Genomic DNA, 22,582 nt, shown 5'->3' on the forward strand with positions numbered 1-22,582 from the left:
AGCGGGAACGGCGGCTTGGACGGGTAGAACGCCTTCATCGCCAGGTGCAGCAGCACCGAGCTGTCCTTGCCCACCGAGTACAGCATCACCGGGTTCTGGAACTGTGCCGCAACCTCCCGCATGATGTGGAGGCTCTCGGCCTCCAGCCTCTGCAGATGGGTGAGCCGGTCCCTGGAAAGCGGAACGGCGGGCTCGGCGGCAACGGGCTCGGGAGCGGTGGCGTGCCGCGGGACGAGCGTGTCGGGCAGGGATTCAAGCAGCATAGCCGGCCTTCTTCTGCATCTCTCCGGCCACGGCGTCGAACACCGTCTGACGCTTGCGCGGCCATTCGATCGGGCGCTTCGATGGGTCGAAGCCTTCGGGTTTCTTGACGGGGGTCCAGCTCACTTCGCCGTTGTGGCGCGAGGCGCGGGACGATCCCAGGATGGGAAGCTCGCTGATACGCTCAAAGGGGTAGCGCGCTTCATCCAGCTTCAGGAAATGCAGCAGATCGCGCGCCGCCCCATCCGGGTTGGCCACCGCATCTTCGAAGCGGATCAGGCGGCAGGCATCGGGGCTCATCCGGCTCTGCGCCTCCAGCGCCGCCGCGGTGCCGAAGCTCCATTCGCGGCAGACGTCGGCGAAGGTGCGGCCGAGGAAGCGCAACGGCCAGGTGTCGATGGTGGACTGCACCGCCCGCTTGCCTTCGCGCAGCACGATCAGGCACTGCTCGGCCGGGAACAGGTAGGGAAAATACCGCATCATCCGGGTGTGAGGCGACTTGATCACCACGGTCTTGTCGGCGGGGAAGTCGGCCTCGACACGGCGAAGGAAGCCGCTCACCATGTAGCAGAAGGTTTCCAGGTCGCGGATGCAATCCCGATTGCGATGGTAGTACCGGTAGAAGCGCCCTTCGTAGAGGCGGGCCTCCTCGATGGTGTTGAGGAAGGGCAGTTCCCGGATCCCATAGGGGTTGACCGCCACGTCGGGGTGCAGTTCGAGCAGGCTCTGGAGATAGTTGGTGCCGCTGCGCGGCATCACCCCGTGCAGGAACACGATGCGCGGCGCGCGGCGTTCGCCGGCCGGCGCATCGGCCGAAGCCCCCTCCCGCGGCAGTCCCCGGATCGATCGCGCCACCTCCCTCAGGTGACGGGCATTCTCTTCCGAGAACCAGGGATCGAAAAAGCTGGACTGCTCCGTGCTAGGGAGCCGAAGAAGCCGCTTCCCGACAAACCCAATCTCCTTCTGCAGGCGATGAGTGACGCCATCACCAAAATGATTCTTAAGAGATGTGGCGTAGTGATCGGCTGTCAGGGTCTTCGCATTCCAAAACACAAAAGCCTCCTTTTCGGCACTTCTGTGCCAGACTTCTTCGAACCTTCGGGGTATTGCCCGCTTGTGTTCAGGTCCTTCGGCGGCCATCCAATGAAGCGACCGCCACAGCCAAGCCTTGTTATGGCCCTATCGATTGAGGATTTTTAGGTCTAATAGGGATCTGGGTCTCTATTCTTAAGTATGATCCTGCAACCCATCCAATGGTGGAGCGGGCGTGATGCAAGGGATCGCTCCTAACGGAAGATTTTATATTTCCAGCGAATAAGGCGCGATGGAAATCGACTTAATGGTGGTTGAGGCGTGATTTGTTCGGGTCTCAAGTGTTTTCGAGGGAATTAGCCTGAATAATGAGAGATAATTATTTTAGACTTCTCTCCACGCTCCTCGGAATGTCCGAAAATCTAAAAGTTTTCTCTAGCAATCCGATATTTCGGATAGTGTCTACCTCAACCGCTGGCGGAAAACCTCTCCCATGCGGTGAGCAGGCTTCGCAAGGTACCCTCAAAGAACACCGGAAGCCGCTTGGCGTCAGGGAGTTGCCACCGGCCAGGAGCGTTGCTTTTGCGCCCAACCGGCTCCGAGCAGGCTTGCACTGAAAGGATGATTGCGGGAAACCACGGTGTCCCGTCACCTTTCCGGCAGGTGCAGGCATGACCTCCTCCAAGCTGCCGGCCCTTTCTCTTGAGTGCGACGCCTCGACATGGAAACGGCACGATGACCTCAGCGACCGCAGCCGGCCTCGACATCCCGGCTCTTGAGACCGCCTATCGGAGCCGCCAGGCGCGCATCGCGGTGATCGGGCTCGGCTATGTCGGCCTGCCGCTGGTGCTGGCCCTGGCCGGGGCCGGCTTTCCCGTCACCGGCTTCGACATCGACCCGGCGAAGGTCGAGGCGCTCAACAGCGGCCGTTCCTACATCCGCCAGATCGCCGATGACCGCGTCGCCGCCGCCGTGGCGACGGGGCGCTTCCAGGCGACGGCCGACCCGGCCGGGTTCAAGGCCTGCGACGCCGTCATCATCTGCGTGCCGACGCCGCTGTCGCCGCAGCGCGAGCCGGACCTGAGCTTCGTGGAGGCCTCCACCCGCCTCGTCCGCGACCGGTTGAGGCCGGGGCAACTGGTGGTGCTGGAATCCACCACTTGGCCGGGCACCACCGAGGAGGTGATGCGGCCGATCCTGGAGGAGGCCGGGCTGGCCAGCGGGCGCGACTTCTTCCTCGCCTATTCGCCCGAGCGCGAGGATCCCGGCAACATCACCTTCACCACCAGCACCATCCCCAAGGTGGTCGGCGGCGACGGCGAGGCGGCCCGGACATTGGCGGTGGCGCTCTACGAGCAGGTGGTGCCGCAGGTGGTGGCGATGTCGAGCACGCGCGCGGCGGAAGCGACCAAGCTGACCGAGAACATCTTCCGCTCGGTCAACATCGCCCTGGTGAACGAGCTGAAGGTCGTCTTTGAGCCGATGGGCATCGACATCTGGGAGGTGATCGAGGCGGCCAAGACCAAGCCCTTCGGTTTCATGCCCTTCTATCCCGGTCCCGGCCTGGGCGGCCATTGCATCCCGATCGATCCCTTCTACCTGACTTGGAAGGCGCGCGAGTACCAGATCTCCACCCGCTTCATCGAACTGGCGGGTGAGGTCAACACGATGATGCCGCGTCATGTCGTCGACCGGCTCGCCCAGGCGCTCGACCGCCGCTGCGGCCTGGGGCTCAGCCGCGCGCGCCTCCTGCTGGTCGGCATGGCCTACAAGAAGAACGTCGACGACAGCCGCGAGTCGCCCGGCCTGCGGCTGATGGAGATGCTGCTGGAGCGGGGTGCCGCCGTCGAGTACCACGACCCCTACATCCCGGTGCTGCCGGTGACGCGCGAGCACGCGGCGCTCGCCGGCCGCACCTCGGTCGCCTGGAGGCCGGCGGTGCTGGCCGGCTTCGATGCGGCGGTGATCGTCACCGACCATGACGGCGTCGACTATCAAAGCCTCGCCGCCCATTGCCCGCTCATCGTCGACACGCGCAATGCGATGCGCGGTGTCGAAGGCTATGCCAACCGCATCGTCAAGGCCTGAGGGCTGGGCTGAGGAGCGGCCCGTCGCCGCCGGCCGGGAGAGGCGGCTGCACAAACGGCAGCGCCTGCGCTATAATCGAGCGACAGACCAGCCGAAGGAAGAGAGTGCTTGCCGATGCCCGCCCACAGCCGTTTCACCCGTTGCGCCGCCGTTGCGGTGCTCGCGCTGTCCACGCTGCTCGCCGGTTGCCAGACCGGCTCGATGGGCAGCAAGGAGGGGTTCGGCACCGTCGGCGGCGCGGTGGCCGGCGGCCTGATCGGCTCGCGCTTCGGCGGCGGCTCGGGCAAGCTGGTGGCGGTCGGCATCGGCACGCTGCTGGGCGCCTTCGCCGGGCGGGAACTGGGCGCCTCGCTCGACCGTGCCGACCAGGCCTATGCTGACCAGGCCGCCACCCGCGCCTACACCGCGCCGATCGGCCAGCGGATCAGTTGGAACAACCCGCAGTCGGGCAACCAGGGTGTCGTCGTGCCGGTACGCGACGGCTATGACGGGTCCGGAGCCTATTGCCGCGAGTTCCAGCAGACCATCGTCGTCGGCGGCCGCAGCGAGCAGGCCTTCGGCACCGCCTGCCGCCAGCCCGACGGGGCGTGGAAGATCGTGGGCTAGGGGAGTCCTCCCTTCTCCATCACCTCAGGTCCAGTCTGACGCCCTTAGGCTGATCACGGGATGTTGTGGGCTTCTGCTGAAACAGCCCCATCGGGTTGTACCTGGAAGAAATTATCAGACAAAACTAGAAAATCAATCTTTGCAACAAAAGTTATTTCCCCCAAATCTTCATCAATAGAAACGATTTACTCGTTTGGTTTTGTATAGAATAGCCCATCATTTTCTAGCAGAATTCTTTATGGTGCGCCATGATTTTTCAAGAAATAATTTCATGCTATAAAATTCATGAACTCGTATGAAAAAGACGGCATCAGTGACTGTATTGCGGGAGAAAGTACCCCCCCCCGAGTTCTGAGAAGAAAATTTTTGAGGTAAAATTTGGAGGGCTTTAAAGGATTATTCACGAAAATAAAATCTCTATCTATTTCCTATGATCTCATGCCGCGGCATTCTGAAGAATGGAGTACCGGACGATATGGATTGGATTGACCGCAACGCCTTCCGGCTTTACGAGGCGGAGGTACAGGCTCCAGTAACAGCAGTGGCGTCGGTCGATATTTTTGATACGTTGCTTCTACGAGGCCTAAAACCAGAACCACACCGCTTTCTCGACATGGCCCGCCGTCAACTCCGAGTTCTGCGTGACACCGGTCACGCCCCGGGCATCAATGCCCGCACACTGATGCAGGTGCGGCTGGAGGCGGCTCGGGCGGTATATCGCCATTGCCAGCCCGTGAGCGGCATACGTGAGGCAACTTATGCAGACATCGCCGGCACCATGCTTCATCTGCTCGGTCTTCCTGCCGACCCGGCGCTCGTCGCCCAGCTTCTAGACGTGGAACAGAAGTATGAAGTCACTGTGCTGCGCCCCAACCCGGTGCTGGTCGGCATCCTAGAGCGCGCCCGCAAAGCAAGCCGCCAGGTGATCTGTATCTCCGACATGTATCTGCCAGGAGAAACACTGCGACGACTGGTGGAGCGGCGCGTCCCAAACGGTCTGATCGACCGCGTCTACAGCAGTGCCGATTTCGGTTTCGGTAAGGCAAGCGGACTGCTTTACCGCGCCGTTCTTGACGATCTCGGTGTAGCCCCCGAGGTCGTTGCTCATTGTGGGGACAATGAGCTGGCCGACGTTCATCAGGCGCAGACGGCAGGTATTCGCGCGATCCATACGCCCCGCCAGCCGGCCTGGCAGGGGTTGACCAGGATGTGGAGAACCGCCTTTCACGCTCTGCACGGAATCGCAGCATGACCATCCGTGACCCTTATGCATTTGGGCGAGATACCCTTGGCCCCATCTTTGCGCTGTTTTGCTATCGGCTCTATGCACATCTCTCGGTTTACCGCGAGGGCAACGGGGCAGCGCTGTTCGTGGCGCGGGGTGGCCTGAGACTCGGCCACTGGTACGGGCTGTTCCTCAAAGCGCATGGGCTGACCTCTCCAGTGCCCACCGGTGCCATTCATATTTCGCGTCTGGTGGTTATGAAGGCGGGCCTGAAGAACGCTCCCAATCACATGGCCGCCCAAATTGCCGCGGAGTTTTCGGGCTGGAGCACCGAGGACGCCTTGCGCTGTATCCTGCCGGAGGCGGTATGGCAGGACTGGCGCAGCGTCACAGAGGAGGACGCGTTGCGTCGTTCTTTTACCGCCGACACCTTCTGCCGCGCGCTCGCGACACGAAACGCTGCCGGAACGGTGCTGACAAATTATTTTGGCGAGCAGAACACTCTTCTGCGCGAGCATCTGCGGGGCGCCTGCAACGGGAGCCGACCAAAGACGCTGCTGCCGGTCGACACCGGCTGGTCCGGCTCTATCGTGGCAGCACTCAAGGCTGCAGTGCCGGAACAGACGATCCGCGCCCTGTTCTTCGGCCGCTACAATTACGGCCGGCCGCCGCCGCCTGTCTTCGCCCATATTGTCGGGCTGATGGCAGAAGGTGAGGGCTATGACCCGCGCAGCCCCATAACCGCCGTGTTCCGCCACCGTCACCTGATCGAAGGTCTGTGTGAGATCAAATGGCCGAGCGCGACTGGGTTTCGCCGCGATGAAAATGGCCAATGCCTACCGGAAACTGGCGTGCCGCCGGCTGGGATTGTCGCCCCGTCAGACGATGAGCCGATGGCACGTGGCGTTTCCGTTTATCTGGAGGGACGTGGGGCAGGCCGGTGCCTTGACCCTGGCCATATCGTCCACGCTGCGGCTGGCGCCGCCCGCCGTCTGCAACGGGCCATCCGTTACCCGGCAGCAGCAGAAGCGCCTTTACTGACGGTGCCTGTGCGCTCGGCTGACTTCGGCAAGACATTGCTGGTCCCGGTGCTGCTCCCTCCCGCCATGGATCCGGAGGGCAAGCAGCGCAACATAGCCCACAGCCTATGGACGGAAGGCCAGATCGCCTTGGAATTTCCCTGGAGGCGCCGGCTTTATCAATGGCGATGTCGGCGTCACACCGGAGACATGGCGCCCCCAGCATCACCTGCCGCTTCCGCGTCCCAAACCGTGAGCCTGGAGCACAACATGTCCCTGTCCTTGCCCCTCAGTGAGCATGAACCGATCCTGCCGCGCCTCTCGGCTGCGGCGCGTGACCTGTTGCCCGTTCCAGAAACAGCGCAGACGACCCTAAACGTCGATTCGATGGTCAATTTCCTCCCGCTCATTGATCCCGTGCTGGAGGCCGCCCAGCCGAAAGCGGTGTGCGAGATTGGAATGGGTGCGGGCGCGCTGACGCGGGCACTCGTCCCCTGGTGCCGAGACCACGGCGCAACCCTGGCCGTGGTCGATCCGGTGGCGAGCCCAAAGACCCTTGGTATGGAGCCGCCAGAGCACGTCGCCCTGTGCCCGGAGATTTCAGAGCGCTATCTGGAGCATGGGCCTTTCGCGAATGTCTATTTTGTCGACGGCGACCACAACCATCATACTGTCACCGCCGAATTGACCGCCATCGCACGCCTCTCCGACGCCCATCCGGAAGAACCGCTGGTCCTTTTCCTACACGATGTCGGCTGGCCCAATGGCAGGCGCGACATGTTCTATGGCCTATCCACCATCCCGGCTACGGTTACCGAGGGTAGGCTGGCCCACGGCTTACGCATGCCGCTGCTTGACCCCGCCGATCCGCCGGAGTTCGGTCTCTCGTACGAGGGAGTGATGGAAGGGATTGCCGCCAGCGACGGCGGCCCCCGTAACGGCGTGTTGACCGCTGTCGAAGACTTCGTGGCCGCTAACCCCGCATGGGCGTTCTTCTGGTTGCCCTGCCTGTACGGAATGGGAGTGGCATGGCGGCGCGACCGGGTCACGGAAGGCCTTGCCGCAGCGCTTGCCGACCTGCGCGTGTTGGTCGACCGCGTCCGTCCGCTGGCCGCAACCATGGAGATGAATCGACTGCGCCTGCTTGCTACCCTCAATCTGTCTGGCTCAATTTGGCAGGAGCATGTCGACCTCATCAATCAACAGAATGGTGTCATTGCTCAGCAGAAACGCAGCATTGATGATGCCCGCGTTGAATTGGCCCTGACGCTGGCCGACCAAGCGCGGCGCGACGGCTTCTCCGAACTGGTGCTGTGCGGCGCCGGTGGATTGCAGGGACTGGCGCCGCTGCTGCTGCCACCGCTGCGTGCGGCTGGAATTCCGATTGCGGGCTATTATGACCACCTGCCGATCGGTGCCCTGGAGATGATGTGCGAGGTTCCGATATTGGGCCGCGAGCGTCTGCGCCCCAACCGGAACCGTGCCTTCATCATCGTCTCGCCGGGTTACGGGCGCGAAATCCGCCGTACTTTGGAAACGGCTGGTGCTGCCCTCGGCACCCTGTATCTGCCCTTCGCCCAACGCTCCTGACCAGACGGACCATCATGCCCGAGAGCAAACCAACCGCCACCGTCACCATCGTCACCCGCACCAAGAATCGCCCGCAGTTCCTGCCGCGTGCCCGCGCCAGTGTGGAAGCGCAGAACTTCCGAGATCTCGTCTGGGTGGTTGTCAATGACGCCGGCGATCCGGCGGTGCCTGAGCGAGAGGTCAAGGCAGCCCAGCGCAACGGGTTGCGCGCTCTGCTGGTGAATCGCGAAGCGTCCATCGGCATGGAAGCGGCCTCCAACGATGGCATCAACCGCGTTGACAGCCGTTATATTGTCATCCATGACGATGACGACAGTTGGGATCCCGCGTTCCTGGAAAAGACAGTTCATTTTTTGGACAACAATCCACACCCACTCGGTGTCGTAACCTACAGTGCACGCATCATCGAGGACATCTCCTCTGGCGAGCCCGTTACCGTTTCAATCGACTCTTACAATGATAAGTTACGGGCGATCTATCTGTCGGACCTCTGTGAACACAACCGCTTTCCGCCAATCTCCTTCTTGTTTCGACGCCGTGCCTATGAGGCTCTCGGCGGCTTCGATGAAAGCTTACCAGTATTGGGGGACTGGGATTTCAACCTGCGCATCCTGCTCCAAGGTGAGATTGCTTTGCTGCCGGAGACCCTAGCCAACTACCATCTCCGCCTTGCGGTGCCGGATGGCCAAGGCCATCTTGGCAATACGGTGACCACCGGCCTTTCGCAGCATGCGGTTATCGATTGCCGCTACCGCAACCACATTCTGCGTGAAGACGTGAAGGCTGGCCGTATCGGGCTTGGCATGCTGCTGGCCATGGGACGCAACCTCGCCCACACCACCTCACGCATCAGCCAACGGATCGACACGCTGGAAACAGCGATCAGCAGCCACCCGGAAGACTGAGAAGAAGTCTCTTTTGCGGCGAGTTCATTGCCAGAGCTTTTCCCCCTGTCCGTAACCGGCGGGGGGCCGCCTGATGGGTCCAGGAACGGGAAGGCTGATCCAACAAGCGATGTAAGCCCTGTTTTCCTCGGTTTTCCTGAAAGCTCTATTCTTTGAAGAATAGGGGTGTTATAGGGCAATTCACATCACACGAACACGCATCCTAAATCCACTGAAACGCAGTTCAGATGTTGTCAGAGCACGAGGAGGGAAGAATAATAAAAAAAATCATAATTGCCGGTAGCGGGCGAAATTATATGTCGCTTCCAGGCGCTGAAAGGCACTCGGTCTCTTTATGCTTACTGGATATTTCTACAGATCCTCCGCCATTAGCTTAGTCTCTTGCATCCGTTTAACCAGGCTTATCCAACTGCCCAAGAAATGGAAATCAAATCCATCCCACAATGATGCCGAACAAACTATCTCTTTCAGGGAGCAACCGTCTGGGCTATTCTGCGCTTGCGGAAAAGGTGGATGCGTTTCCACCCATGGCCGTTGAAGCCGATAGCATCGCTGTCGGAGGTAATTGTTAGCTTGGCTTCAGTCGAAGGATTTCGTGACCAAAGCCCTCCCCATTTCACGCGCGTTTGCCGACAGCGAGCAAATGGCCGTCAGCATTGAGTTGACAAATGTCTGCAACTTCCGCGGCCCGATCTGTCCGGTATCTTTCCGCAAGCAAAAGGTAAAGCAACCAGCCGGTGCGCCCTATGACCGATCTTACGGTTATATGGAGAACGCAGTGTTCGAAAGAACCATTGATGAATGCCGGCGCACGGCGCGCAGCGTAAACTTTAGTTTCTTTGGCGAGCAGACCCTGCATCCCCACTATGCCCGCTTGATGCGCTCTCTGCGTGGTCAGCCTTTTTCCTGCGACATCAATACAAACATGGGCATGGTGACCGCGGATATCATGCACACCTGCGATAATACTTTGGATTGCCGCCTGTGAGTACGACTGACATTTATCTGCACATTCCAAAATGCGGCGGCTCCAGCCTCCGCACGCTGTTCGCGCAGAACTATTCCAGCGCTGATATCATCAGCTTCGCCGGCTATCGCCCGGAGTTGGACTGGTTCCGCGCCACACCGCCGGAGTACAAAGCGCGCTATCGCCTGATCCAGGGACACGTCCCGTACGGTGTGCACGAAGGGCTGATGGGAAGCCTGCCCGGCGTCCGCTACGTTACTCTGTTTCGCGATCCGGTAGAGCGGCATTTCTCAGAAATCAAGTATGGCCTTCGATCGCCCTACCATCCGCTTCATGGGGAGTTCGCCAGCGGTCGACTATCGCTGGACAGGTGGGCCACCTATCCGGAAACCGATCCCTATTTCGAGAACACAATAACCCGCTATCTGACCGGTGGCCCAGACATTCTTGACGTGGACACACGGGCGAGCAGGCTGACGCCGGTGTCCACCGCGGAGCTGGCGATCGCCAAAGAACGCCTGCTGGGTTTTGCCGCCTTTGGTTTTGCTGATGACTTCACGCGGTCGGTCCTACTGATCGGCAAGGCGCTTGGTTGGAAGACGGTGGCATATGCGGTGCGCAACGTCAGCCCAGAAACACCGATTGCACCTGAAGCGTACGCCGCCGCAAAATCTCACTTTGCGATGGACATGGACTTGCTCCGATTTGCGCGCGCGCTCTACGAAGAACGGGTGCGAATGGCCGGCACCTTGTTGGAGGATGCTGCGGTAGAATTGGACGCGGCAATTGCGTGCGCTTTGAAGAGCGCTCCCGACCAAAGATATCAAGAATATGTGTTGGGGGTGTCTCCGGTTCCACCCTCACCAGAAATCAGCGCTGTGCCCAGGCAGAGCGCCATTGATCGATTCCTGGTGGAGGCCTCATGATTTGCCAGTCATGTTCGATCCCGTTTCGCGCGAGAACCCCCATGCTTGATTTCAATGCAGCTGCCAAAACCATTGCCGACAATCTGCGGAGCAACCCGCCTGCGTCCCTCCCCCCCATTCCCATGATGCAAACGATTGGCAGCAACGATGCGCAGCATTTTATCGATAATATGGCCTTCTACACGGGCGATATCATACGCTTCTGCCAAGTTCCGTTGGAAGGCAACGTCCTCGACATCGGATCAGGCTGCGGTCGGCTGGCCCTCGGTTTCGAGCGCTATCTTGCTCCTGCAGCAGAGTATGCTGGCTTCGATGTATGGGAGGACGGCGTTTCCTGGTGCCGCAACACCATCACTGCACGACGCCCGAACTTTCACTTTCAGACCATAGCGGCTCAAGACAATTACTATTTCGAAGACGCTAGAAACACGGCGAAGAACAACTTCGACTTGAATTTTCTTCCTGATGCGCGTTTCGATGCTGCTTTTGCGTTGTCGGTTTTTACCCATCTGACGCGCTCCGACGCCCGACAATACCTGCACATGCTGGCACGTGTGCTGAAACCGGGCGGGTTCGCTTACCTGACCTTCTTCGTCATTGATGAGGCTTTCCACCGCTTTGTTAAAGCATCCGGCCAACACCGTGCCGTGACAGAAGAGGAGCCCGGCGTCTGGCACGCCTATGCCCGCCAACATTTCTTTGCAGGCTTTAGCAGTGAACGGGTGCAGGAAATAGTCAGCGAGGCCAACCTGGAGATCGTTCACAGTGAACCGGGATCGTGGGCACATAAGCCCAACGCCCGTATTTACCAGGATCTTTTCCTGGTTCAAAAGCCGGTGAGCGCCGCATAGAAAATTTGAAAGCGTATGGTGTCTAGGGAATACTGGATCTTCCTACCAAGTTTGAAGGCAGGAAAAAATAAAAGTCATCTAAATTGGGTAAGAGCACCCAAGATAGGACAAAACTTATCTATATTTTTAGCCGCTATATCGAGCATATTTATGGCATGCATTTTATCTGACATTTTGTCCTACTCGGGATGGAGCTGATGACATAGATGGAAATTCTTGCGAAGCACGTAAGATGCGGAAATGGTAAAGCAGTTTGATCGGCTGATCGAAGAGGCAACAATGACCGCAGACGAGACTGTCGGGACGGCGGAGATTAATTACGACGCTTGGCGTACCGCCATCCGGCGCGACGCGCTGTCAAATTATCATTACTCCATGGCTCGTGCCATCACTCGGGAAGGAAATGCCTCAGCCGCTATCGAGCACCTGCACCATGCCATTGCCGCTGATGGAAGGATGATCCCCGCATATGCCGAACTGGCCATGCTGCTGCGTGCAGAGGGCCGCGTGAGCGAAGCCGAGGCGGCGGAATTGACCGCCAAGACCCTATCACCTGACTGGTCCACCGAAGCACTGCTACGGCGGGGCAAAGAACTGATGGCGGTCGGGCGATCCGAGGAGGCTCTCCAGAGTTTGGAAGCAACGGCCAATTGGCCTCCGGCCCTGCGTTTGCAAGCAGAGGAGATCGCTGCCGAAATTCGTTTTGCCCGTGTCCTGCAATACAGAAGTGCCGGCGATCCAGACGGTGCGGCAACAGCTCTTCGGAGCATGATCGGCTATGAGGGGAACAACCCTCTCTTCCTGGGTGAGTTGTGCTTGCGACTGATAGAGGACGGCGATTGGAGGAAAGCGACGACATACGCGATGAAAGCTGCCCGGCTGTCGCCGCCGGATCGCCGCCCCGAGTTCGACTGGCATGCGGCAAATCTGCTTTTCAATCAGTTTCGTTTTCAGGAGAGCGTGTCCTTTCTGGAAGAACGGATTGAGATGGATCCCGATTGGACAGCACTTTTTGTCTTGTTGGGTAGTGCACGCATTATGCTTGGCCAGTTTTCTGGCGCAGAACGTGTCCTGCGCCAAGCCATCGCCCTTGATCCAGCACGGCCGGTCGGATGGTTACACCTCGGCTACGCCTGCTCTGGCACAAACAGCGCTGCTGTAGCAGAGTTTTTCCAACGAACGCTGCGATGCCTTCCTGGACATTTTGTTGCTCAGGCTGAGTTGGCGATGCTGCTGGCGCAGGCTGGACGGCATGAGGAGGCGATCGCTCAAGGCGAAGAAGCGCGATCCAAGGTTCCGGATGCCGCAGCGACTCCACTCGTTGCTGTGCCGCAGGTCATCACTTTGCTTGTTGCCAATCGCCCTGAATTGGCCCGCGCAGTACTCCAAACGGCAATCGCCGCAACGGAGCCAAAAGACCGTGTTCTTTTCTGGCTGCGCGCCCGGTTCCACCCCAATCATCTGGCCCCCCTGACAGCTCTCTTTGCCGAGGTGAGATTGGATTGTCCGGTGACAATGCTGTAGCCAAGCTGGTCGGAAGAGTCCGGGCTTCCATCAGTACCGTATCGTTAAGCTCGATAGACTAAGGTAAGAAGTCAATATATCGTGTGGATCATTAGCATTACGCCGATGCATATCGGTAGATGAATGCTTGAACGTCACGGTATCGAGATTTGTACCAGTCGGGCCATGACTGGAAAAGGTAAGCGTCGTTTGGCGATCGGGGCGTGTTTTCATTTCCCAGCGCCGTTCTTCCCTGTTTGTATTGGAGTAGTAAATGTCTATAGCCAACAGCATTCGATCCGGGTTTGAAGACATTGTCCGTGAAGATGGCCCTTGGACCGCACATTACTTTGAGTTGCCTGGTGGAGTTGAGACTATGCCTGGCCAATTTTCTACGTGGACCAGAAACCGGGCGATGTTTTCACTTCGCTGTGCTCAGCTTGCGCTAGGAAAACCAACCTCTTCTATTCGGGCTTTAGATCTTGGATGCCTCGAAGGAGGCATAGCAATTGCGCTTGCCCAAGCTGGCTGCGAGGTCATAGGACTCGAGATCCGTGAGCAGAGCATCCGAAAAGCACGGTTTGTCGCCAATGCGTTAGATGTTCAACGCGTCACCTTTGTTCAGGGTGATATGCTTCGCCTCGCTGATCTTAACCTTGGAAATTTTGATCTGATTGTATGTGCGGGTACGCTTTATCACGTAGACGCTCCCGAGATTTTGCACTTTATGCAATCGCTTAATGCCTCTTGCCAAGGAATCACTGTATTTGATACCCATGTGGCTATGGAGGCCAATGAGCAGTATAGCCCAGTCCCTGGGCTTGAGGTTGTTGGTAAGTCCATCGTCGAGCATGCCCCGAGCGATCAAGCGCGCAAATCCGAAAAGTTGTGGGCATCCGCTGAGAACAATCACTCTTTTTGGCCAACTGAACGTTCACTTGCGAATCTCGCAATCGCAGCAGGATTCGCGCAAATCACACGTCCACTTGCTCCTATTCCTGAATGGAAATGGCAGGACCGTGCCTTCTGGGTAGCGTACTCCTCGGCACACGCCGCAGCAGTAGGCGCTGTTCCATATTATGGCACACAGTATCTACCCGATCCGGACAGGCGAGAGGCAATGTGCCCAACAATTAACTTGCAAGCCAATGATCAATATCCCAATCCAAATACTACCCGCTTGAAGTAGATAAGTATATGGACTGCAGGAGCTCATCGCGGCGGAGACTGTGTATCGGCGCGGAATATTGGGGCAGTTTCGGGAATGATTATTAATAAAACCCAACCATCACTTTGTATAACATTGCAGTTTCGTTTTTCTGTGATGGGCCTGGTAGGCGAATGCTTGATGGCATCGCCTCCACGTCGACTGGGCGATGACGGTTGAGGGTTCGATCAGCCGGCGGGCCAAGCGGCCAACAATACGACAGATTGAACCGCGCCGGCCTCCGGAAATACCGGCGCGGTTCACTCCAGATCAGGCCGTGCAAGTGCCACGATTGTTGGTGTCAGGCCCATAGGCACACACTGCTGGCGAACCAATTCCGCCAAGCGCTCGGCATAGCCTAAGGTGACGAGAGCCAAAGGCGTTGACGCCAGAGATGCCAAGCAATCCATTCTTGCAACCGGAACGCCATGGAACAGAGGCGAAGACATCAAATGCCCCATAAGATCGGCATAGGCAACCAGTTCAAGCCCCTCCTCCCGGGCAATACGGATAAAGTCCGGTCCCATGCCGCCATCACCTCCCACTGCCAGAACGACCACACGCCTCATCCCAGACCCCAGAAGACGAGCGACCAAGGCGCGGCAGACCGGAGCATGACCGACCTCAATCCCAAGCATGTCTGCAGGCCGCCGAAAGACGGCCGGATCAAGACGGGTCAACGCCCCCTGTGGCCAGGGCACCCGAACCGGACGCAAGCCAAGCGCCAGCCCCATTACCGGCCCATCCTTCATGTCTGCCAGGGGGCGTACCATGTTGAGCGCCGTGGTATCACAGATCACGCGCTCCCCTTCGACACCGTCGTTTTGATCATAGGACAGCCCGCCCAAGGCGTCCGCTTCCCAAATGGTCGGCATCATGAGAGCTGCCGTTAAAGGCAGCAGCGCCTCGTCTCCGGGGCAGGGTTGGAAAGCGCCGGAAGACGGAGCCGTCGCAAAAACCAACGCCGCATAACGACGAATCCCCGCTTGCAGCCATTCCAGGGATACCGCTTCTTGTCCAAGAGCGGGCGGAACAGCCGTTTTCGGTGTACAACTCCCCAGATTATTGCGTTCGTACCCAAGGGTGGTTCCCGCCAGACCGGTCAAAGCGCGTTCCAGGATTTGAGGGCTGCGGTAGAGGATGCGCCCCATAGAAAGACTGCGCTCCGATCCGCTAACATAAACACTGACGTGCAGCCCATCCACGAAGGCGTTTGCCAAATCATTAACTGCATAGCAAAGATAAATATGGAAACGGGTCTTCCCATTGTGCACCAGCTTGGCCAACGCGGCCGGTGTGCTGCCACGGGCACCCAGGTCCACGAGAGCCACAGGCCCGTTCTTGCCCAGTCGGTCCGCCAAATGCTCCAGGATCAAAGCCTTCCGCTCCACGGCCCGCGCTGCCGCCGTTTTGCGCAGAGCCGGATCATCGAACAGGTCCAGCACCGTCTCCAATGCAAACGCACCTGAGGCCAGTTTCTGGCCCGCCAGCATTTCTAACGTCTGTCCGGTCAGAGATGAGAGACTCTGGGGTACTGTTCCACCGGCTTGCTCCAGCAGCCAATTCCAAACCATGTGTGGCTTTGCACTCAGAGTTTCTCGCGCACTGTCATGATTGATGTCGCAGAACTCCAGCGGCGTCAGTGCTTGACGGGAAACATGAAGCGGTACAACGCCAATGTCGTAGCCGCGATGCCGGATCCAATCCTGCATCAGGGGAGCGAAGACAGCTGCTTCGCGCATCAGTGGCGCGATCAGACCGATGCCACGCTGGTGGCAATTCTCAACGACCCACCGGCAATATTCAACCACAGCAGGCCCCAGAACCAAGCTGCCGAACTCTAGCCATGGCGCTTGGTCTTCGGGATCGTTGCGACCGGCTAAAGACACCAAACGTCTTGACGGAAGCGCCACAGCCCCCAGACCGCTGATGATCCGCTCGCGATCATGATGATGCGACAGAGTAGCGCTGGGAACATAATGAATAGCCCTCAATCCAGCAGCCCGCGCCATGGCCACATCGCCGATTGGATCATCACCGATGTGGAGAATCTGCGAAGGTGTCACGGCTGGATAATCACACAAGAGCCGTTGAAACAGTCTCCCGTCTCGCTTTGAACAGCCATGTTCGTTCGACACGTAAAGTGTGTGATACAGGTGGTCCCCAATCCCGGCCAGACGCAGCAGATGACTTATCTGCTCTGTCGTCAGATACATGTCCGACAGCAAGACAACGGTCCGCTCCTGGCGAGCCAGTGCCTCAAGAACTTTTACGATAAGAGGATTGGCGTAGATCAGAGCCGCCTCGACCTCCAGCTCCAGTTCCACAAGGATTTCAGAGTTTCTTGGGTTAAGCCGTCGGTAAATTTCAGCGAGCGTCGCTTCTCCTCCTGGGGCCTCAGCACGGACGCGGCGCTCCGCCTCCTGTCGGGCCAAGCGGAACAATGGTGGAGTGAGGCTGGAATCAACCAGACATCGCGCCACGGCCTCCTGTCCAACGGCATTGAATACCAGAGCAGGACTTGACACACGCCGCAGCAGGAGCGTGTCGAACACGTCGCATGATACGACGACGGCATCCGCTAACTCAGAGTGATCGAATGATGGGAAAAAGTCGGCAGTCATGCGCTCTGCGATCCCGCTATCAGTACCCTGCCTGCTCATCTCACACCGCCAGCACCGGATACCCCTCTGGCAAGTCCACCACCCGCGGCTCCGGTATCGGCCCCAGTTCCGCCACCATCGCCCCCCAGGACCAGCCGACCCCGAACCCGGCCATCAGCGTCTTCACCGGCCCGGCGGCTACCTGCGCCCCCATGCTGTGGCAGATCGCCAGCGGAATCGAGGCGGAACTGGTGTTGCCGAAGCCCTGCATATCGATGACGAACCTGTCGGCCGGAGCCTTGATGCGCTTGCGCAGATGCTCCAGCATGAAGGCGTTGGCCTGGTGCAGGATAAAGCGGTCGATGCCGTCGACATCGGTGCCGGCATGCTCCATCGCCTCGCGCAGCAGCGGCGGCACGGCGCGCAGGGTGAAGGAGAACACCTCCGCCCCGTTCAGGGTTAAACGCGAGTCCCGCTCCAACTGGGCGGCCTCCGCCTCATCGGCGATCCGTCCGCCGCTCCCCACCGCAGGGATAAGGCCGTGGCGCTTGCCGCCGGCCTTGACGAAGATGTGCGGCGCGCCGGCGCCGTCGGTGCCGGTCACCACCGGAATGGGGGCTGCGGCCTCGTCGACCTCCAGCGCGGTGGCGGAGCCGGCGTCGCCGAACAGCGGCAGGGTGGCGCGGTCCTCCGGGTGGAGGTGGCGGGTCGGGTTGTCGCCGCACAGCACCAGCGCCCGCTTGGCCGAGGAGCCGCCCAGCAGCCTTGCGGCGATCCACAGGCCGTAGACGTAGCCCGAGCAGCCCAGCGGCACGTCGAAAGCCGCCGCACTGGTCGGCAGCCCCAGCCGGTGCTGCATGATGCAGGCGGTGGCCGGCAGCACATAGTCGGCATCCTGCGAGACGAAGACCAGCACCTCCACCGTCGCCGGATCCCAGCCGAGCTGCTCCATCAGCCCTTCCGCCGCGGCAAGGCAGAGGTCCGACGCGCAATAGGGCGGGGGCAGGATGCGGCGCTCCTGGACGCCGATGGTGGCGGCCAGCTTGCGCGCCTCCTCCACCGTGAAGGGGCCGGGATCCTCGACGAAGGAATGGCGCTGCGGCGGCACCACCGCGCGCAGGCCGGCGATCCGGATGCCCTCGATGACGGCTTTCATGGAGTCTTGTCCTTCGCGTGTTCGTGCCCCTGCACCATCCCTCCCGAGAGTGGCGTGGAACTGGTTTCCGGAAGATTGATTACGGCCTCCCGTCGCCGGCATCCCGGTCCAGGATGCCACGGATCCGTTCCAGCAGGCTGCCGCCGGTGAACAGATGGCCGGGCAGGCAGGCCGCCGCGGCCGCTTCCAGGTCGGTGGGGGTGTCGCCGACCACGAAGCTGCCGGCCCGCTCGACCGGCCAGTGCGCCATCAGGTCGAGGATCATCCCCGGCGCCGGCTTGCGCCAGTCGGAGACGCGGCGGTAATCGGCGACGACGCCGTCGGGATGGTAGGGGCAGTAGCGGACATCGTCGAGGCGGGCGCCGTGGCGGGCCAACTCCTCGCCCATCCAGCGGTGCAGCGCCCGCACCTCCGCCTCGCCGTAATAGCCGCGGGCGACGCCCGACTGGTTGGTGATGAGGAAGACGTGATAGCCGCGCTGGTTCAGCAGCCGCACGGCGTCGATCGCCCCCTCGACCCACTCGAACTCGGCTTGGCGGCAGACATAGCCGCGATCGACGTTCAGCACCCCGTCCCGATCGAGGAACGCGGCCGGACGACGGGCGGCTGCGGTCGGGGCATCGGAGGAACTGGCGGGAAGCGGCATGGCGAAACGGCTCGGCTGGTCGGACCGGAGGCGCCACCATAGGCGATCCCCGGCGGAGCCGCCAGAGAGCGGGACCGGGCGGAGACGCATCCCTTTCAAAAGGCCGCAGCGACGGACCGGCGGCGGACCTGCCGATCCCGTGCTATGGTCGCCCGCCACCCGCCACAGCACCGGATCCGCACCGCCATGACCGCCGCCTACAACCCCATGGACCTGACCGGCCGCCACATCCTGGTGACCGGCGCCTCGGCCGGGATCGGCCGGGCGACGGCGGTGGTGCTGGCGCGGCTGGGGGCACGGCTGGTGCTGAACGGCCGCGACGAAGGCCGGCTGACGGAAAGCCTGGAACGGCTGGTTGGGGAGGGGCATGCCGCCGCCGCCTTCGACCTGTCGGACCTCGACGCGGTGCCGGGCTGGCTGAAGGGGCTCGCCGCCGATGGCGGGCCCTTCGACGGCATCGCGCATTGCGCCGGCATCCAGACCCTGCGGCCGGTGCGCATCTTCTCCGCCGGCTTCTTCGACGAGGTGATGCGGGCCAACCTGGGCAGCGCGTTGGCGCTCGCCCGCGGGCTGCGCCAGAAGGGCTGCCATGCCGAGCGGGCGGCGATGGCGCTGATCTCCTCCACCGCCGCCACGGCGGCTTCACCCGGCAACGTCGTCTACGCCGCCAGCAAGGGCGGCATCATCGCCGCCACCAAGGGGCTGGCGGTGGAGCTGCTCGGCGACGGCATCCGCGTCAACTGCGTCGTCCCCTCCATCGTCGAGACCGAGCTGATCGAACGCGGCAGGCAGAAGCTGACCGCCGAGCAGTACGAGCATCTGCGCACGCTGCAGCCGCTGGGCTTCGGCCATCCCGACGACATCGCCCACATGCTCGCCTACCTGCTCGCCGACACCAGCCGCTGGATGACCGGGTCGATCGTCACGGTCGACGGCGGCCGCACCGCCTGAGCCGGCCTGCAATGGTGGATCAGCCCGGAGTGGCGGCATGAACAACGGCCTCACCTTCATCGAACCGACCGAGGAGCATGCCCGGCTGCTGCTCGACTGGCGCACCCGGCCGGACATCGCCGGCCAGATGCTGACCAGCGTGCCCTACGACGTGGAGCGGCAGAAGGCGTGGCTGCGGCGCTGTGCCGAACGCGACGATTATGTCCACCGCATCCTCTGCGTCGACGGCGAGCCGGCTGGCCACGTCTCGATCACCGTGACCGAGCCGGCCTGGAGGATCGCCGCCATCGGCGTGCTGATGGGGGAGCGCGCCGGACGCCAGGGCGCCGCCCCGCTGAACTTCGCCTACATGCTGAACCACATCTTCTTCACCATGGGGCTGCGCAAGGTGGTGAACCACATCCTCGGCACCAACAGCCCGCGCCTGCTGAAGGGCCAGCCGATGATCGGCTACCGCCCGGTCGGCGTGCTGAAGCGCCAGGTGGTGAAGGACGGGCAGGAGATCGACCTGCATGTCTTCGAGATGCTGGCCGAGGACTGGCTGGCGGTGCGGGAACGCTTCAAGGTGTATGAGGACATGGACGGCCGGGAGTGGCGTTGACGGCGTGAGCCGCGGCCCCTCGGCCACCAGAGTCCCGCGGCCCCGTTTCCGACCGCCTCAGGCCCCCGTCATGGCCCGCCACACCGCATGGAACTGCTGGATGCGTTCCTCGTTCAGGCCGAGCAGGGCGGGGCGCGCGGTCTGGCGGCAGCCCCGGAAGGCCAGTTCCGACGCCTCCTGGTCCTCGCGCAGCAGGGCGACGTTGAGGTCGCAGGCCCCCTGCTCGATCAGGCGGCGGGCGGCAGCCCCGCCCTTGCCGGCGTCGCCGTCGGGATCGGCCAGGAACAGGCGGAGGCTGAGGGCGCAGCGGTCGGGGCCGAGCGGCTCATAGGTCTGGACGCTCATCACCGCCCCGCGGGTGAAGCCGATCTCCAGGTTGGGAAAGATGTGCAGGTGATCGTAGTCCCGCAGCAGCGGGCTGGGCCGGAAGCCGAGGCGGCCGGACACGCCGTCCCACCAGCGGGCGCTGCGGTCGGACACGCCGGTCACCCCGCGCGAATGGGCGCCGGCATAATCGCAGCGCCAGTCGCCCTTCACCAGCTTGCGGAAGGTGGTGGGGTGGGTGAGGTCGGCGTGATAGACCTCCAGCACGCTCTCCACCCCCATCTTCCAGTTGGCCGCCCACTCCATCGACCGCTCGTCGAAGGAGCGGACGAAGATCTCCGAGGCATGGCGCAGGACGTCGGCATAAGGCCCCAGCCACGCCTCCAGCCCCGGCCCGTCCTCTGCCACCCTCAGGAAGACGAACCGCCCGCACACCGCCACCGCCACCGGCGTGAGGCCGCGGTCGCAGCGGCCGGCCTGGTCGAGGCCGAAGTTCGCCTCGTTGCCGGGAATGCCGTAGGGCACGCCGTCGCGGTCGAAGGTCCAGCCGTGATAGCCGCAGCGCAGCATGCCGTTGCCGCGGCCGGCCCGGTGGATCAGGGCGAAGCGATGGGTGCAGACGTTGCGGAAGCCCCGGAGCTCGCCGTCGAAATTATGGACCAGGACGTCGAGCCCGCCGATCCGCCGGGTCAGGTAGTCGTTGGGCCGGGCGAGGTCGTCGGTGAAGCCGGCGAAGACCCAGGCACGGCGGAAGATGCGCTCCTCCTCCACCCGGAGGATCTCCGGGTCGTGGTAGGCGGCGGGGGCGATGCCGGGAACGGCCTTGGCGGGGGTGAAGGCGGGAAGGTCCATGGGGGCGAAGGGTAGCCTGCGCGGCGCCGGCCGGTCCAGGGCACAGCGGGTCGCAGGCGGCCGCCCTGGCCGTCACGGCCGGAACAGCGTCGCCTCGATGCCGCGCAGGCCGGTGCCGTCGCAGATGTAGTAGGCGACCATCGCCCGGCCGTCCGGCAGCAGGGCGGCCCACGGGTAGCCAAGGTCCGGCGCCGGCCCGTCGTCGCGCAGCACCAGCTCCGGCACGTCGTCGGGCTGCTGGCGGCGCGGGTCGTAGACGCGGGCACGGATGCCGTAGGGGGGATGGCGGTAGCCGCCCACCAACAGCAGCCGGCCGTCCGGCAGCGGGCAGGCGTCATAGGGATGGCCGACCACGGCATGGCGGCGCCACGGCTCCCAGCTATGCCCCAGATCGCCGGAGCGCGAGGTCGCCAGATGGTCGTCCAGGCCGGTGGTGCGGTGGAAGGCGTGCAGCACCCCGTCGGCGTCCAGATGCAGCGCCGTCTCGCAGAAGCCGGCCGTCGCCTCCGGATCGAACGCGATGACCGACCGATGCTTCCAGCTCTCCCCGCGGTCGGCGGAGGCGAAGAGATGGCTGGCATAAAGGCCGGTCGCCGGGTGGTGGGTGTAGCCGGTCTGCAGGATGGTGCCGTCCGGCGCCTCGACCGCCCGGCCGCGCACCGCCCCACCGTAGAAGGGCCGCTGGCCGGGAACGAGGTCGGGATGGCCGGGCAGGGGGGGCAGGTCGCGATGCGGCGTCCAGCTCCGGCCGCCGTCGTCGCTGTACCGGCTGTAGCCGCCCCAGAACAGGTAGAGGTCGCCGGTCTTCAGCGGGCTGCCCGCCAGGCCGAGCCCCAGGGCGCGCAACGCCTCCCCGTCGGCTGCCGGCACCGGGTACCAGCAGAAGCCGGCCAGCAGGATGCGGCCGTCGCGCAGGACCAGCAGGCTGGCATCCTGGTCGGCCGCCTGCGGGTCGGGCGGCAGGGCGACCGGCTCGCCCAGCACCTCGGCGTCGGGGCCGAGCCGCAACAGCACGGTCTGCGAGCGCGAATCCAGATGGTCGACATGGTTGAAGCCGGTCTCGCCCGCCCGGTACTCCGCGCCGCGCAGCCAGCGATGGTCGCGCGCCCGGCGGAAGGCGAGCAGCACCGTTCCGTCCTGCCCCGCTCCCGGTGTCGCCGCCAGGGAGGGGAAGGCGGCATAGAAGCGCGGGTCGCGGTACAGCACGCGATGCTCGACACCGTTCTTGGCCATCAGCCCTTCATCTCCTCGTCACAGGCAACCATATGC

The 22,582-nt window shown here is 62.0% G+C and carries 19 protein-coding genes; 12 read left to right on the plus strand and 7 right to left on the minus strand.

Translation table 11 applies throughout. The features are described 5' to 3' along the window. Positions 1–263, minus strand: a 263-nt coding sequence (locus J2850_RS31935) for a phosphoadenosine phosphosulfate reductase domain-containing protein (RefSeq protein WP_246513746.1), incomplete at its 3' end; no start/stop codon positions are given. Beyond that, positions 253–1,401 carry a sulfotransferase family protein gene (locus J2850_RS29390; RefSeq protein WP_246513747.1) on the minus strand — a complete coding sequence of 383 codons (1,149 nt, stop codon included), beginning with the start codon at positions 1,399–1,401 and terminating at the stop codon, positions 253–255. The genes J2850_RS31935 and J2850_RS29390, both read right to left, overlap by 11 nt. 627 nt (positions 1,402–2,028) lie before the next feature. On the opposite strand from J2850_RS29390, the gene J2850_RS29395 reads away from it, so the two are divergent. From J2850_RS29395 to J2850_RS29440, 10 genes are all read left to right on the plus strand, one after another. Continuing rightward, positions 2,029–3,381: a nucleotide sugar dehydrogenase gene (locus J2850_RS29395; protein ID WP_209990509.1), complete on the plus strand. Its 1,353-nt coding sequence runs from the start codon at positions 2,029–2,031 to the stop codon at positions 3,379–3,381. 114 nt (positions 3,382–3,495) lie between these two features. Continuing rightward, positions 3,496–3,987 (plus strand): RT0821/Lpp0805 family surface protein, encoded by a 492-nt coding sequence (locus J2850_RS29400; RefSeq protein ID WP_209990642.1) that lies wholly within the window; start codon positions 3,496–3,498, stop codon positions 3,985–3,987. Between the two features lie 475 nt (positions 3,988–4,462). Next, positions 4,463–5,239 carry a hypothetical protein gene (locus J2850_RS29405; protein ID WP_209990512.1) on the plus strand — a complete coding sequence of 259 codons (777 nt, stop codon included), beginning with the start codon at positions 4,463–4,465 and terminating at the stop codon, positions 5,237–5,239. After that, on the plus strand, positions 5,236–7,821 hold the full coding sequence (locus tag J2850_RS29410) for a hypothetical protein (protein WP_209990515.1): 2,586 nt from the start codon (positions 5,236–5,238) through the stop codon (positions 7,819–7,821). Before J2850_RS29405 ends, J2850_RS29410 begins: the two co-directional genes overlap by 4 nt. A 14-nt stretch (positions 7,822–7,835) precedes the next feature. After that, entirely contained in the window at positions 7,836–8,726 is an 891-nt protein-coding gene (locus tag J2850_RS29415; RefSeq protein ID WP_209990518.1) for a glycosyltransferase family 2 protein, read from the plus strand. Between the two features lie 595 nt (positions 8,727–9,321). Beyond that, positions 9,322–9,714, plus strand: a complete 393-nt coding sequence (locus tag J2850_RS29420) for a hypothetical protein (protein ID WP_209990521.1) — start codon at positions 9,322–9,324, stop codon at positions 9,712–9,714. Continuing rightward, positions 9,711–10,619: a hypothetical protein gene (locus J2850_RS29425; protein ID WP_209990524.1), complete on the plus strand. Its 909-nt coding sequence runs from the start codon at positions 9,711–9,713 to the stop codon at positions 10,617–10,619. Before J2850_RS29420 ends, J2850_RS29425 begins: the two co-directional genes overlap by 4 nt. A 41-nt stretch (positions 10,620–10,660) precedes the next feature. Beyond that, positions 10,661–11,470, plus strand: a complete 810-nt coding sequence (locus tag J2850_RS29430) for a class I SAM-dependent methyltransferase (protein WP_209990527.1) — start codon at positions 10,661–10,663, stop codon at positions 11,468–11,470. Positions 11,471–11,710: 240 nt separating this feature from the next. Then, entirely contained in the window at positions 11,711–12,994 is a 1,284-nt protein-coding gene (locus tag J2850_RS29435; RefSeq protein WP_209990530.1) for a tetratricopeptide repeat protein, read from the plus strand. Between the two features lie 253 nt (positions 12,995–13,247). After that, on the plus strand, positions 13,248–14,162 hold the full coding sequence (locus J2850_RS29440; RefSeq protein ID WP_209990534.1) for a class I SAM-dependent methyltransferase: 915 nt from the start codon (positions 13,248–13,250) through the stop codon (positions 14,160–14,162). Positions 14,163–14,440: 278 nt separating this feature from the next. Here the strand turns inward: J2850_RS29440 and J2850_RS29445 are convergent, their stop codons facing one another. The 3 genes from J2850_RS29445 to J2850_RS29455 form a co-directional block, all read right to left on the minus strand. Next, positions 14,441–16,804: an HAD family hydrolase gene (locus J2850_RS29445; RefSeq protein WP_209990536.1), complete on the minus strand. Its 2,364-nt coding sequence runs from the start codon at positions 16,802–16,804 to the stop codon at positions 14,441–14,443. A gap of 40 nt (positions 16,805–16,844) precedes the next feature. Beyond that, positions 16,845–17,939, minus strand: a complete 1,095-nt coding sequence (locus J2850_RS29450; RefSeq protein WP_209990539.1) for a 3-oxoacyl-ACP synthase III family protein — start codon at positions 17,937–17,939, stop codon at positions 16,845–16,847. Between the two features lie 79 nt (positions 17,940–18,018). Next, positions 18,019–18,585, minus strand: a complete 567-nt coding sequence (locus tag J2850_RS29455) for a D-glycero-alpha-D-manno-heptose-1,7-bisphosphate 7-phosphatase (protein WP_209990543.1) — start codon at positions 18,583–18,585, stop codon at positions 18,019–18,021. 186 nt (positions 18,586–18,771) lie between these two features. Between J2850_RS29455 and J2850_RS29460 the strand changes: the two genes are divergently transcribed. Together J2850_RS29460 and J2850_RS29465 are read left to right on the plus strand one after the other, a co-directional pair. Next, positions 18,772–19,536: an SDR family NAD(P)-dependent oxidoreductase gene (locus J2850_RS29460; protein ID WP_209990546.1), complete on the plus strand. Its 765-nt coding sequence runs from the start codon at positions 18,772–18,774 to the stop codon at positions 19,534–19,536. A 37-nt stretch (positions 19,537–19,573) separates the two neighbouring features. Then, a complete protein-coding gene (locus tag J2850_RS29465; RefSeq protein ID WP_209990549.1) occupies positions 19,574–20,137 on the plus strand; it encodes a GNAT family N-acetyltransferase in 564 nt (187 codons plus the stop codon). A 57-nt stretch (positions 20,138–20,194) separates the two neighbouring features. Here J2850_RS29465 and J2850_RS29470 read toward each other — a convergent pair whose 3' ends face one another. Together J2850_RS29470 and J2850_RS29475 are read right to left on the minus strand one after the other, a co-directional pair. Further along, complete coding sequence (locus J2850_RS29470) at positions 20,195–21,313, minus strand: aromatic ring-hydroxylating oxygenase subunit alpha (RefSeq protein WP_209990550.1); 1,119 nt, start codon at positions 21,311–21,313, stop codon at positions 20,195–20,197. A gap of 72 nt (positions 21,314–21,385) precedes the next feature. After that, on the minus strand, positions 21,386–22,546 hold the full coding sequence (locus J2850_RS29475) for a sialidase family protein (RefSeq protein WP_209990553.1): 1,161 nt from the start codon (positions 22,544–22,546) through the stop codon (positions 21,386–21,388). Positions 22,547–22,582: the final 36 nt, after the last annotated feature.

The organism is Azospirillum picis (genome assembly GCF_017876115.1).
Lineage (GTDB): Bacteria > Pseudomonadota > Alphaproteobacteria > Azospirillales > Azospirillaceae > Azospirillum > Azospirillum picis.